The 13,957-nt window shown below is 48.9% G+C and carries 11 protein-coding genes and 1 pseudogene; 1 reads left to right on the top strand and 11 read right to left on the bottom strand.

What is annotated here, in order from left to right; genetic code table 11:
• Positions 1 to 13 precede the first annotated feature (13 nt).
• The gene (locus APA10_RS05560; protein ID WP_003630241.1) at positions 14 to 1,393 is read right to left on the bottom strand and encodes a carbohydrate porin; all 1,380 of its coding nucleotides are present in this window, start codon (positions 1,391 to 1,393) and stop codon (positions 14 to 16) included.
• A 328-nt stretch (positions 1,394 to 1,721) separates the two neighbouring features.
• Positions 1,722 to 1,916, bottom strand: a pseudogene (locus APA10_RS14850) (MFS transporter); the annotation flags it as partial.
• 77 nt (positions 1,917 to 1,993) lie between these two features.
• On the opposite strand from APA10_RS14850, the gene APA10_RS05555 reads away from it, so the two are divergent.
• On the top strand, positions 1,994 to 2,824 hold the full coding sequence (locus tag APA10_RS05555; protein WP_035366909.1) for an IS5-like element IS1032 family transposase: 831 nt from the start codon (positions 1,994 to 1,996) through the stop codon (positions 2,822 to 2,824).
• On the opposite strand, the gene APA10_RS05550 is transcribed toward APA10_RS05555, so the two are convergent.
• The 9 genes from APA10_RS05550 to APA10_RS05510 all read right to left on the bottom strand — a co-directional run bounded on the left by APA10_RS05550 (position 2,809) and on the right by APA10_RS05510 (position 13,708).
• The gene (locus APA10_RS05550) at positions 2,809 to 3,948 is read right to left on the bottom strand and encodes an MFS transporter (protein ID WP_250698525.1); all 1,140 of its coding nucleotides are present in this window, start codon (positions 3,946 to 3,948) and stop codon (positions 2,809 to 2,811) included. The two genes, APA10_RS05555 and APA10_RS05550, sit on opposite strands and share 16 nt — an antisense overlap.
• Before the next feature lie 402 nt (positions 3,949 to 4,350).
• Positions 4,351 to 5,103, bottom strand: coding sequence for a maleate cis-trans isomerase family protein (locus APA10_RS05545; protein WP_456303871.1), 753 nt, complete (start codon positions 5,101 to 5,103; stop codon positions 4,351 to 4,353).
• Positions 5,104 to 5,196: 93 nt separating this feature from the next.
• Complete coding sequence (locus tag APA10_RS05540) at positions 5,197 to 5,991, bottom strand: alpha/beta fold hydrolase (RefSeq protein WP_003630235.1); 795 nt, start codon at positions 5,989 to 5,991, stop codon at positions 5,197 to 5,199.
• 21 nt (positions 5,992 to 6,012) lie between these two features.
• Entirely contained in the window at positions 6,013 to 6,645 is a 633-nt protein-coding gene (locus tag APA10_RS05535) for an isochorismatase family protein (protein ID WP_003624738.1), read from the bottom strand.
• On the bottom strand, positions 6,645 to 7,682 hold the full coding sequence (locus tag APA10_RS05530) for a hypothetical protein (protein ID WP_003630232.1): 1,038 nt from the start codon (positions 7,680 to 7,682) through the stop codon (positions 6,645 to 6,647). The genes APA10_RS05535 and APA10_RS05530 overlap by 1 nt, the downstream gene beginning before the upstream one ends.
• 67 nt (positions 7,683 to 7,749) lie before the next feature.
• Positions 7,750 to 11,322 carry a molybdopterin cofactor-binding domain-containing protein gene (locus APA10_RS05525; protein WP_003630231.1) on the bottom strand — a complete coding sequence of 1,191 codons (3,573 nt, stop codon included), beginning with the start codon at positions 11,320 to 11,322 and terminating at the stop codon, positions 7,750 to 7,752.
• Entirely contained in the window at positions 11,319 to 11,801 is a 483-nt protein-coding gene (locus APA10_RS05520) for a (2Fe-2S)-binding protein (protein ID WP_003630230.1), read from the bottom strand. The genes APA10_RS05525 and APA10_RS05520 overlap by 4 nt, the downstream gene beginning before the upstream one ends.
• 23 nt (positions 11,802 to 11,824) lie before the next feature.
• Positions 11,825 to 12,949: an FAD-dependent monooxygenase gene (locus APA10_RS05515; protein WP_003630229.1), complete on the bottom strand. Its 1,125-nt coding sequence runs from the start codon at positions 12,947 to 12,949 to the stop codon at positions 11,825 to 11,827.
• Between the two features lie 306 nt (positions 12,950 to 13,255).
• Complete coding sequence (locus APA10_RS05510) at positions 13,256 to 13,708, bottom strand: MarR family winged helix-turn-helix transcriptional regulator (RefSeq protein ID WP_003624743.1); 453 nt, start codon at positions 13,706 to 13,708, stop codon at positions 13,256 to 13,258.
• Between the last annotated feature and the right edge of the window lie 249 nt (positions 13,709 to 13,957).

Below are 13,957 nucleotides of genomic sequence, written 5' to 3'. Positions count from 1 at the left end.
TGAATATAGCATGTTACTTTCTATATCTATGTAGTTCAGGAAGGTTGAGGCCGGGGTTGATTTCAAAATTAACCATCAGGCCAACCTGTGCTGCATATTTAACATTCGGCAACACTCTGGAAGATGCAAGCTGATCTGGGTTCCAGATATATTCAAAATAAGGCGTTGCCATAACACCGGGGGCAACGTTCAAACCATAGTTCAATTCCATCATGGTTTCTGAACTATTCCATTGGTTACGATAACCCTCGGCTTGCAAAGATGCGTTCATGGAATGCACAACTTTACGGTTCCATAGATAACTTTGGAACACGAGGCCTACATAATCCCTTGGGCGTGAACGGAAAGGCCCCCAATCAAACAGGCCTGCCACAAAGCCATTTCTTACTGTGCCATCTCCCGATGTCAGAAAGTTTGCCGATCCGAACACAATAAGCCCTCGTGTATCATTCGGATCTGGCTTCCAGATCATCTGCTGGGCTTGTGCATATACCGTTGTACGTCCGCGCCTTGGTTGTGCTTTGCCCCCTGCTAACGCGTAAACCTGATGCTCGGTGTTATACAGCGGATCACTATAAATAGAGGTATCATAGGTAAAACCAAGGCTATAAGCCCGCGGATACTTATCTGTTGTAAAGTCCGTATGATATCCGGCTTCAACGGGGATAAATTCCCCTTCTGCCTTATCAAACCCCCAGTCTGGCCCAGGCCAACCATTATGGTTTTTGGCACGCACCCAAGGCTCTACTTCCCAGATACCGCCTTTAATATACGTAGAAGCTGTGGGCTTGATCAGCACACGTGCGCTCCACGATGAAACCGTAAATGATGGAGATGAACCATCAATTGTAAACGTTGTTGGTGATGAACAAAGGAAGGTTGCAAACTGGCAGTACAGTTCCGAACCTTCAAACTCGCCACCTTTCGGGTTTGAGCGGCCTGCTAGAATAAAAAGGTGTTTATTAAAAAGCTCTTGGTCCCACGTAAATTCACGCACCTGCAACCCATCATGGTTGCCCCATGTGTTGATCCATGACCAGTCCGAGGCATTATACTCCCAACTCCGCCCCTGCCCGGCCACATCATCGATGATAAAATGCATCTGGCCACCCGGAATACCGGCTATCCTCTGCATATCAAGGTTTAGACCCAACAATGCCCAGTTGGTATAAGCAGAACCGTTTTTATACCCACCGCCAACGTTGGCATTCAACTGTGATATATTCCAGCCATTAAAATAAACACCGTGATCAGCAAGAAACTTTCCCCCCTGTGCTACTGGTTTGAATTGGAGGGAAAAGAAGTAAGGTTGCGGCAAAATGGAATGTGCTCCTTTGCCATTAGGGGCAACAGGCCCATCCCCCCCATTAGGAGCCGGTACAAACCTTGGCACTCCAGGCTGCGTAGGTGCGTGAGCAGCATCGTAATAATGCCTGTTTCCTTTAACAAAATAAAAGTTTCCGACTTGCTCCATCTTTTCGGTGTGTTGTGGTTCAGCAAATACCAGACTTGGTAATAGCCCACCAAAAACACCACAACAACCCATGAATTTTGTAGCACGACAGGAAAAAGAGACTGCGTGTAAACCCGTGTTCTGCATCACGTTATTTTCCTATTTGTGTCACGGAAACCCTGTTCCGGACAGTCCCATCACCTGTAGTTTTCAAATACAGAATAAAATTTATCATTCTGTATTTGATATATGAGAAAGTAAATTGTAATTACTTCATGTTGCTTTTCGGAATCATTAGAACCGAAAGCCCGCCAAGAAGCACCAAACCTGCAAAAAGCCAGATCACGCCGGACATATCCCCCGTAACGCTACGGGCATAACCCACCAAAGCCGTTGCAAAAAAGCCTGCTATATTGGCTATAGAACCTGCCAACGCTAACCCAACTGCAGCACTATTTCCCTTAGTGTCTGACCGAAAATGAGTTGAGTGATTTCAGTGGATTATGATTCATGGGTTTGCGATAACCTGATGAGATCAAGATGGCTTGGACTGAAATCACCCGCGCGCAGTATCGCCGGGACGACCTGGAGTATGCAAGCGACCTTCGCGATGCGGAGTGGGCGCTGATTGCGCCTTTGATGCCCGAGAAGAAACGACTGGGGAGACCACGACGTACGGATTTGCGCCGGGTCATGGAGGCGATCCTCTATATCGTCACTACGGGTTGCCAGTGGCGACAATTGCCTCGTCATTTTCCCGCCTTCACGACCGTGCAGGGCTATTTCTACCGTTGGATCCGCGAGGGACGATGGGAAGCGATAAACCATATTCTCGTGATCCTGTCGCGTGAGCAGGACGGGCGAGACGCCACGCCTTCGGTAGGCATTATTGACAGCCAGTCGGTTAAAACTGCTGAAAACGGCGGTCCACGCGGTTATGACGCGGGCAAGAAGATCAGGGGCCGCAAGCGGCATATCACGACCGATACGCTGGGTCATGTCGTGGCAGCCGTCGTGCATCCCGCCGACATTCAGGATCGTGATGGCGCGCCGCTGGTAGCGACCAGAATACGCTCATTGTTTCCCTGGCTTCGCCATCTGATCGGTGACGGCGGGTATGCCGGCGAGAAGTTGCGTGGTGCGCTGGCTGAACTCGGCCGATGGACGATCGAGATCGTCAAGCGTAGCGATCGGGCCGAAGGCTTCGTCGTCCTGCCCAAACGCTGGATCGTGGAGCGCAGCTTTGCATGGCTCGGACGCTGCCGTCGCCTCACGAAGGATGTCGAGGCAACAATCTCGTCATCCCACGCGTGGTTGATGATTGCCCATATCCGCAGAGTTCTGCGAAAAATCAATCAAACCGCTTTCTGATTCAGGCTCTTAAGCATCAGGGACGGCAACACCCAAAAAGGTGGTAGCGCGCCAAGAATACCCATATTAGCGGCTGTAATACAGGCAATAGCAACAAATGGATTGCCCATGCACAACGGAATACACGCCATTGCAATACTTCCCACAACAATAGGAAGAACAATATGCCACCGGCGCTCACCACGTTCATCGGAACTCCGCCCAATCAGAATCATGCTGGCGACAGCACCAATTTGCGGGATAGCGCTCAAGCAACCAATCTGAAAGGTAGAACGAATACCATCATCATGCAGCAATGAAGGTGTCCAAAAAGCAATTGTATACAACCCTAGAAGTAACGTTCCATCTACAATACCCAAGAGCCATACCCATGGGCTACGGAATGCAGCAGCAATACTGACAGAAAGACTAACCTTATTGAAAGACAGCGGGTTTTCACGGCGCAGCCATTCACTTTCTGATGCAGTAAGCCATGTTGCTTTATCTGGTGATGTTGGCAAAAACAGAAAAACAGCTATTCCGATAAGTACCGGAGGCAATGCTTCCCAGAAAAAAAGCCAACGCCAACCCTCATAGCCGCCTACACCATTCAACCCTTCCATCAACAGCCCAGATACAGGGCCACCAATCACACTGGCTAAAGGAATACCTGCCATAAAAGCCGCAGTGACTTTGGAGCGATACTGCGGCGGAAACCACAATGCCAAATAGTACAGAACACCTGGCATAAAACCTGCTTCTGCAACACCTAACAGAATACGCAGAACATAAAACTGCGTGGGTGTATGCACAAACATCATCAGGCCGGAGCACAATCCCCATGTCACAAGGATACGGGCAATCCAATTACGTGCACCAAATTTAACCAACATCAGGTTACTGGGGACTTCGCACAAAATGTACCCCAAAAAGAATAACCCCGTACCCAAACCATACGCAGCTTCACTCATCCCCAGATCAGAAAGCATACGCAGTTTGGCATATCCAACATTCACCCGATCCAGATAAGATGCCAAAAAACCAAGGAAAAGTAGCGGCAGAATACGCCACGCCATTGTACTAAACAGCCTGTTCCCGCTCGGCTCGGAACGGCTAGTCTGCCCGGAAACAGCAACACTTCGCATGAGCACTCCAGATCACATATTACCAGCAAGAAATTTCCAACAGACAGCCCCGCACCACCTGAGAAATTTATTGCGATTCCGATATGAGTAAGATAGTCGCGTACACACCATAATTGTAAAGATTATATTTCTTTATCGAAACATTATTTTCTGCTGTGTCCTTTACGCAACGCGGTACCACACAGAAAATTTAACCCATTGAGAAAATCAGAAATGATAATTTTATTTGTTTTGTCTACTTTACAAAGTAATATGTATTTACACTTCGCATGTATGCGAAATTATTTTTATATATGAAAAGAACCATGCTTACGCAATTTTAGTGTAAACACCATATTTTATGAACGATATTTGAAATTTTGTGTGGAGAGGAAAGCATATTTAACCTCTCCACCTCTGTATTTAGTATGCGCCAGAAAGAAGTGCGCCGCCACCAGGTGCTATTGCTTCCAACTTCATAGCTTTCAACATGGCATATGTAGTTGCTACAGCCGCGCTTAACGTTGGTTTGCCGGTTATAGCTTCAACCATGGAAACAACGGGTAGCGAAGGCATCTGCACACAAGCCGAAACAATAACTGCATCGGCATCCTGGTAACGTAGCCCCTTCACGATCTCTGGCAAACGCTGGCAATCATGACGCCCCACATCCAGATTATCAGGAATTTCCAGTGCTACGTAATCAATAACTTCAATACCTTCGCGGCTGATGTAATCCACCACAAGTTCAGTTAAAGGCCGCATATAAGGGGCTACAACCACAATTTTTTTGGCGCCGATAACCTTCAGGCCATCAATAAGCGCCCCTGCACTGGTAATAACAGGTGCAGGATGCCCATTTTCAACTGTTCTTTCATGCAAACGCTTTTCCGAAACACGATGATAGCCTGGCCCCATAGACATGGTAGCAACAAGGCAGGCATATCCCAGCACATCCAAGGCTGCATCGCTCAGTTCAAGCGCACAACGATCTGACTGTCCATCCATGGCGGCCAGTTCATCTTTGCTCACTGTTTTCATGCGCATACGTGCAGAATGAAACGTAAACCGTTCTGGCCGAATATTTTCACGCAGCTTTAACAGTGCAGGAATTTCGGTTTCCATTGTAATGTTAGAACTGGGAACAATCTGCCCGATACGATAAATGTTCTTCATCAGAACCTCTTGTGAGGAAAGTAAAGGTGGGTCACCCATAAAATGAGTGACCCCTTAAAGCCCCTGCTTTATTCAGCAGCTTCAAAGTTAAAGCTATTTTACAGCAACAGCGCTATAAAAGCCTTCTTCATTATCCCACGGGATCATATGCCCCGCGTTTTCAACGTGCACGATCTCAATGGCACCGTTCAAACCGGATATTTCAACTTCGTCTTCTTTCTGAATAACCCCACCACGTGTTGCGACAACCAAACGCGTTGGGACTTTCAAATGAGGAAGATCCTGATGAATGTCTTCCGTATGGAACTTCTCAAACGAAATGCGTGTTGCCAGTTCATCACAAGTATGCAGCCATTCCGCACGTAGTTGGCGCTGCTCCTCTGTCCATGTCGGGCAAAAGCGCTGCATATCTTCCGCAGTCATCCCCTTGCGGGAAAGGCGGATAGATTCTGTATACCAGTCCAGATTTGCAGGATAAGCGCGCCGGCCAGGGCCGCTCACAGGAGGATCGACCAAGATAAGCTGGCCAAGATCTGCTGAATTCTTGCGCGCTGCACGAATGGCAATACGTGCCCCCATGGAATGCCCCATAAGTGTAACATCCTTTAGGCCAAGAGCTTTGATGAATTCCAAAACATCATCAGCATAGCTATCCAGATCATAATCCAGATCAGGACCTGTTGAAGAAAGACCGCGCCCACGTATATCAAGAATGTAAACATCATGATCCGCAGCAAGCCGTTCTCCTACAAACCCCCATGTAATGGCAGGGCTGGTAATGCCAGGAGCCAACACCAACGGCTTACCTTTCCCGCCATACCGTAGATAATGCTGACGAATACCATTGGCATATACGTTGGCACCATAAAGAAATTTTTCTTCACTCATAATTCAATAATCTCCTGAATATTAATTAGAAATACGGGATAGCAGCGTATCCAACGGCATAACGTCTGCAACCTTCTGGGCCATATCGAACAGATTGGCTTCATGCGGGCCAATCGCGCGATCTCCTACGCAATCTGAGATAACAACAGGGCGAAAACCAGCCTGCATGGCGTCCAGCACACTGGCACGCACACACCCCGATGTTACGCACCCCGCCACCACCACAGTCTGCACACCATGACTTACAAACCAGGCCGCAAGCGGTGTGCCAGCAAATGCAGAAGGCACCGTTTTACGCACAACGTATTCACCCGCCACCGGTGCAAGTTCTGGCACAATAGCCGAGGACGGATTGTTTTCCGTAAGCCCCAGCATGGAAGGAACCTTTAGGGAAAAGATATTTGCATCGGCACCATCATCTGCAAAAACGATGCGTGAATGTGCAACTTTCCAACCTTTTTTGCGCGCAAATGCAAGCAGATCCTGCGTACGTTCAATAGCCTGAGGAATATTCCCACCACCAAACGCTTCCGGATCAGCAAAACCATTGACAAAATCAATGATTAACAGACCGATACCTCCAACAATACCGATCTCGTTACCAAAACCCTGTTTCTGATACCGTGCCTCATCACGCATATCTTCAGTTGTCATTAGGATTCTCCTACCAGTTTGCCATTTCGCACTACGGCTTCATCATCCAGCATTACTGTGCAATCACGCATGGGAATATCGATATGGCAGGCCGTGTCACGGTCACCGCCAGCTTCATTATTGGGGCCTGTAGACCATAGGAAATTACCGGCACAGGCACGTGGGTCCATACCGATGCTGGCTTCACGATCATAAAAACCCATCACAGACCAATGTGCGCGGTTCTGTAACCCCCAGCCTATATGCGAAACTGCAAAAACTTCGGGATCATGAAAGCTTTCCATATAATCACGCAGGTGGTCTGCTTCAAAACCACCTTCAATAGCCCGCACGTATCCCTTTTCTAGGTGACACGTAATAGGAGCGGTGACGTAACTTTTCTGTGGCAAAAGAATATCACCCGGCGCCAGAACAATCTTACCTTCAGCCGAGCCTTCATTTGCCCATGTTGCCAAAAAGCCGCTTGGCCAATGGTCCCATCTGCCCGGTTTATCTACAAAACCGTATTCTTCCAGAATAGGATATTCCCCCAACGCAAACGTAGCATCCGTGCCCGCTGCAGATGTAACTTTCATAACTTTGGCAGCTTTAAGCCGTGCTGAATTTTCCAGAACACGTGTGCGATCTTCTGCCGTAGGCGCCATACGCACCAATACATCTGGTGGCTCTACAACCAGCAGAATACGCCCACCAGCATCTAAAATCTCATGCTGTTCAGCAGAAAAAAGCAATGTCATAAGATCCAGCACAAGATCACTGGCCTTTAGCATTTCCACTGCGGCCCGATTGCCGGTAAGCGGTGTTGTGCCAACATAAGCCAAAGGATCTCGTGAAAGCGAGGTGCCGCCGTTGGTCGGCTGTAAATCAAGCCGATTGGCAATGGCACCTTTTTCCTGCACCGCAAGAATAGCACAGCGCAAGGTTTGTGCATTTGTGCCTATTGAGGTCAGAATCGTAACACTCTGGCCGCTTTGCAAATTGCAAAGATCCAGAACCTGACGCCATGATTGGACGAGTTCAAAATCACTTACGGGCATTGGAATGCTCCCCTAAAAAAGGCGTTCCGGTGTGACGCTGCTGGACAAAAGGTAAAAGACACATGGCTTAGTGCCCTCCTTCCGCACGAATGCGCGCAACCCGAGCAACAAGATCGCTCCATTCCCCCTTTTCCGGAGCCATGGTGCGACGTAGGAAAGCCACGACTTCCGCAATCTGCCGATCAGACAACAGGTTACGGTAAGCTGGCATCATGTTGGCTGCCTGATGTGCTGGTGATGGTGCACCATCAAGCACTACACGAATAAGATTGTCTGGCGTATCGGCCCATACATTACTGTTCAGAGCCAACTGAGGACGTGCTCCATACAGATGCGCCCCTTCTCCTTCATGGCACACTGCACAGCCTGAATTGTAGATACGCGCACCTTCTCCTTTCTCCATGGATTGAAGATCTGCAGTGCGAGCCAGTATCTGTTGCCGTAAGGCTGGTGCAGCTTCTGCTGTATGCCGCGTATCAAAAGAGGCGATGTAATGGGCTATGGCACGTACATCTTCATCTGGCAGGTCTTCCATGGCGTGCACAACAGGTGCCATAGGGCCGCCAGCAGGGCCATGATTGGGGCTAAATCCAGTGCGCAAATAGGCGTAAAGGTCATCTTCGCTCCACGGCAGAGGAGAACGTGACAGCGAAGATAATGCGGGAGCAACCCATCCTTCAGCTTCTCCTCCAGCTAGATAAGCTGTTTTCCAGCGCTCTGCCCCCAAAGCATTCCGTGGCGTATGGCATGCAGAACAGTGACCCAAACCTTCCGCCAGATATGCTCCCCTATTCCACTGCTCTGAACGGTTCTGATCCGGCACGAACGGTGCTGTGCTATGAAACAGCGTATTCCACCCGGCCATGGAAAAACGTAAGTTATACGGGAATTTCAATGACGTTTTGGGAAGCTTCTGCTCTACAGGTTCCTGCGACATCAGGTAAGCGTAAAGCGCCTGCATGTCTGCATCACTTGTTTTTGCAAATGCTGTGTATGGAAAGGCAGGATACAAATGCCTGCCATCTCGGCTAATCCCTTCACGCATGGCGCGTTCAAAGGCAGCATAAGACCACTGACCAATACCTGTTTTAGGATCTGGCGTGAGATTGGTAGAATAAATTGTGCCAAATGGTGTTTCTAACGCAAAACCACCGGCATTTTCCTTACCACCCGGAGCTGTATGGCAAACAGCACAATCCCCTGCTGCTGCAACCTGTTTACCTTTGGCGATAATTTCCGCAGAAAACATACCGGGCACTGGGGGAGCTACTGGAGCAATAGGCGCACGCCATGGCAAAACTGTTGCCAATGCACTGCCAACCACAGCCAAAGCTGCTCCTAACCCAGCCTTACGTAGCAATCCTTTCCACCCTTGGCTTGCCATAGCCGGACGGGCCGTCTCTCCATGAGAAGACAACGGCGCCAAAGGCACAACGGAAGGACGCTCTAACGGCCCAAGCGCTTCATCCAGGCGTGTTTTGACTTTTTCAGGTGTAAACGGAACATCCCGAAAACGTACGCCAGTAGCAGCATATATTGCGTTTGCAATGGCGGCGGCACTGGGTACGGATGTGGACTCTCCCGCTCCGAGAGGCGGTTCCTCGGGACGATCCATCAACACCGGGTTGATTTCAGGAATATCCGGGAATTGAATAATCGGATATCCGCCCCATTCCTTGCTTTCTACGCCTGTCTTGTCAAACGTAACCTGTTCTGTCAGTACACGGCTTGTAGACTGCACGACATTGCCATGCAGTTGGTGACGAATACCGGCCGGATTGATCATCAACCCGGCATCTTGCCCGACCACAGCACGCGTAACGCTTACTTCCCCCGTAAGACGATCAACCGCAACATCAGCCACCCATGCAGACCATGCGGCAGGTTTGCCGGGAAAAGGCCCATGAACATACAGCGCATAGGCCAATCCACGCCCACGCAGGATGCGTTCCTTTGGATCAACCTGTGGTGGTTGTGTCTGCGGCTCCCACCCAGCTTTTGCCGCTGTGGCTTTAAGGAGTTCTGCTGCACGTGTATCGGGCAGGTAGCGCAGGCGATATTCTAGCGGATCTACACCTGCCTCTGCTGCCAGCTCATCAATATAGCTGTCGTGCGCAAAGCTGTTGGGCAGTGCAGACACGCCACGAAACCACGAAGCCCGCGCCAAAGGGGGCATATCTTTTACTGTGACCCGTGCATTCGCGTAATCATAGGGGGGAATAGACGTTCTATCCCCCATCTGAGCCACAGTAGGCACTTCCGCGGGCACTTGCCCCGTAAGAACCAGCGCCAGCAACGGCGACACATTGGACGGGTAACTTGTATCCAGATTATAGGCGACAGGTGCGCCATGGGCATCCAAGCCACCTTGAATACGTACTAGCTGGGCCGCACCTTTAGGCTCCCAAACATGTTCCTGAGCACGTGAAAGCTGAACGCGAACAGGCCGTCCCACTGCACGAGAAAGAAGAGCGGCATCCCCCCCTACATCATCCGCACAATTACGCCCGTAACACCCTGCTGCTTCGTGCCGGATAACCGTTACATTTGTTACTGGTAGATCCATTAACAAAGCAATATCGGCCTGCAGCATATGGGGGTTTTGCGTACCAGACCAAACTTTCAGGTGCCCTTCATGCCAAGATGCCACAGAGCAAGATGGCCCAATAGAGCCATGCATCTGATAAGGCCAATGGTATTCCCGATCCAGACGATGAGAGAGTTCGCTCAACGTTGCATCAACATCCCCACGATCCAGAACGACACGCGGCTCGTACGGGTTAGCCCTTACAGCTTCAATCGGATCAGAAAGATCGGGTACGGCAATAGGTGCCCATGTCACTTGTAACGCTTCTGCTGCCGCAATTGCTTGCTCTTCACGCTCAGCAACCACCCCAACAAAATCACCAATCACCACCACATCCACAAGGCCCTCAATATGGGCCACGGAGGCACGATCTACTTTCAGTAAAGAACGTCCTACAAACGGACCATGATCGTAACCCGCGTAAGGAGGCCGAATAACACGGCCATGCAGCATGCCATCTACGCGCACATCATGCACATAAACCATGCGCCCCGTTACTTTATCTGGAATGTCGACGCGTGGATGGCTCCGCCCTACCAACCGATATTCCGATGGAGACTTCACCGGCGTCGTGTCATCCAATTCCTCACGAATTTGGACACCACGTACAATATCCCCCATGCCCCAATCTGCCGTTTGAGACTGAGATCCTATCAGTTTTCCATCTCGAAAAGATAAGGATTCAACAGGAGAGTTTGTAAGCTGTGCTGCACGCTTCAATAATAGCTTGCGGGCCTGTGCCGCTGCGCGACGTAATGGACGAGACGAAACCTGAATAGTCTCACTTGCAATCGTCGCTCCTTGATCAGGAGTGCGATCAGTATGCCCCAGCACCATCCGGACATGCTTAGGATCTGCATCCAGTTCTTCTGCAACAATCTGAGCCAGGGAAGTCGCAATACCTGTACCCAGGTCTACATGCCCACAAAACCCTAAGACCTGACCATTTTCTTCAATCTGAACCAGAACCTCATCCCGCGGGATAAATTCCCCTCGTGCAGAAAGTCCTTTAGGAGGGAGAGATTTCCGGAATATCTGGAGCACACCGGTCATTTTCCGCTATCCTCCTTTTCTAAACCGGCTGCAATACGTGCAGCGCGCATAATTTCTACATGAGTACCGCAACGACAAAGATTGTAGCGCAAGGCAGCTTTCAATGCGTCTTCATCAGGGTGCGGATTTGCATCTAAAAATGCCCGCAATGTCATGACCATACCGTTTAGGCAGTAGCCACATTGTGCTGCCTGCGCTGCAACCACAGCTTTTTGCACAGGATCGCTTCCATCGGGAGAAAGCCCTTCCAGTGTCACAATGTTTTTGCACTTTGCTGCAGCATTTAACGAGACCACACAGCTACGTGCAGCTTTCCCGTCCATCAGCACCGTGCAGGCGCCACATGCTCCTAAACCGCAGCCATATTTGGGGCCATTCAGCCCCAAATCGTTACGCAAAATTGCAAGAAGCGGTGTATTTCCTGCTGCCGTAATTGCATGACGGCAGCCATTAACTGTTAGAAAGACGCTGGCTGCCATAACGTCCCTCCTCTTTTCTACGGTTATTCGATTGTCAGATCGTAGATATTGTCACCGTAACACCAGTAAGGGTCTTCTGGCTGCCGTAGCCATGTATTTGCATTAGAAATGCTCTGAACCTTGGTCGCACGCTCTTTTCGTGCCTCATGATAAGAGCGGAATGTACGTTCCAGATCCTTTGTACCTAATTCAGCAAGGCACCGGGCCAAAACGGCAGCGTCTTCCACTGCCATGGCTGCGCCCTGCGCCATATGCGGCTTCATTGGGTGGCAAGCATCCCCCAGCAATACTGAACGACCCTGATACCAAACTGGAAGTGGTGCGCGTGTCTTGAGGGGCCATTTGGTGACAACGTCAGTCGCGTCGATATAGCCCTGAACCATTGGATGAAAGCCTTTGAATGCTTCACGCAATGCTTCACGCGAACTGGGCAACTGTCCAGCCCGAGAAGTCCATTCTGCTGGCTCCCCAGTTACCAGATAAAACTCATCTTCGTTCTTATCTAGATAATAGCACACGATATGCCGATCAGCAGACCACCACTTTGCATTCAGATCTGCGCCTAAGCTTTTTGCAGCTGCACCCGGAATAATGGCACGATGTGCAATCCATCCAGTATAAACAGCCTCATCAAGACCAAAGATTTTTTCGCGCACACGTGAATTTATGCCATCAGCACCAATAAGGATATCAACCTTTTCTGAAGCACCGTTTTCGAAATTCAGCGTAACGCCTTGTCCATCATCTGTAAAATCGACCAGTTTATGGCCCCATTTCACACGTTCTGGGCTTACACAGTCCAGCATGGCCTGATGCAGATCACCACGATGAATTGTAATATAAGGAGCACCATAACGTTCCCGCTCAGCATTAAGCGGAATTTTGGCCATAACTGTACCATCATCCCACTTACGGCTAACCCAATAATCAGGAAGACATGAAATTTCTTCTAGCTTTTTATCCAAGCCATCTAAAGTAGCGAGAATTTTAAGGACATTGGGCCCGAACTGAATACCCGCACCCAGCCGAGAAAACGCGGGAGCCTGATCGAACAGAACAACATCAAAACCAGCTTTTTCCAGTAGCCCTGCCGCTGCAACGCCACCAAGCCCTGCCCCTGCAATGCCTATACGAACTCCACCTGACATATTAACTCTCCCGACCAGCAGTAAAATTACAGACTTAATAGCGTATACGCGATATATGGATGTTCAGGGAGGATCGTAAAAACGTCAAGGGAATAATTTCATTATCGTTACGTTTTTTCGTAACGTATTGATTTTTAGTATTTATTATTCTTTGTTCTTCGTGTGAGATATCGTGAGATTTTCAAATTATGAAAATCATCAGAATCTCAAAACACAAAAACCAGTTATGTTTTTATGATTTTCTATAACGATAGATGTGGACGTAACGTATTTCTGAACTGTCAATAAAGTGCTGATATGACAGTATTATTCTTCACAATGAGATAATTTCTGCAAAATATGAAGCACGGCAATCTGCTCACACTCATTTAACGGAGACAACGTCATATCTGTCACTTGCCGTGCTACTGGAATGGTCTCGCGCAAAAGCTTTTCACCTTCTGGCATAAGCGAAACAAGTTTCTGTCTGCGGTCTTGCTTACCCTGCTCTACCTTTAACAATCCACGTTTTTTCAAACGCGATACGATGTCACGCAACGTTGCATGGTCAATCGCAGCTTCATGGCTAATCTGAACTAAAGAAGCTTGGCCAAGCTTCTGTGTCGTAACCAAAACAGCAAACTGTGCAGAGGTAAGATGTTGGTCCGGAATATGCTCTTGAAAGATAGCTGTATGGCGCTGATAAGCACGCCGTAACAGAAATCCAACTTGCTCATCTAAAGCATAATTCTGTTCAGCCTTATTTTTATTACCCTTCATATCGTAATCTCCTTAAATATATACCAGTAACGAATGATAACTTCTGAATTCCTAGTGTATGATATCAGTACTACTTACCAATGAATTCTCAACTTATCTTGGACAACTCACCTTATGAGCGTTGCCATTATCTACTAGCATATTTTCTATCTAGCCGATTTAAATGATATTCATGCATCACTATCGTATGGTGCAACACAAAAAACCCCGCCAACCGATTGGTTGAGCGGGGTTTCAGAAACTGTGCAT

This window comes from Acetobacter pasteurianus subsp. pasteurianus LMG 1262 = NBRC 106471, assembly GCF_000285275.1.
GTDB classification, from domain to species: domain Bacteria; phylum Pseudomonadota; class Alphaproteobacteria; order Acetobacterales; family Acetobacteraceae; genus Acetobacter; species Acetobacter pasteurianus.
The sequence above is the reverse complement of the archived record's forward strand: the minus strand, read 5'-3'. Positions and strand labels throughout refer to the sequence as shown.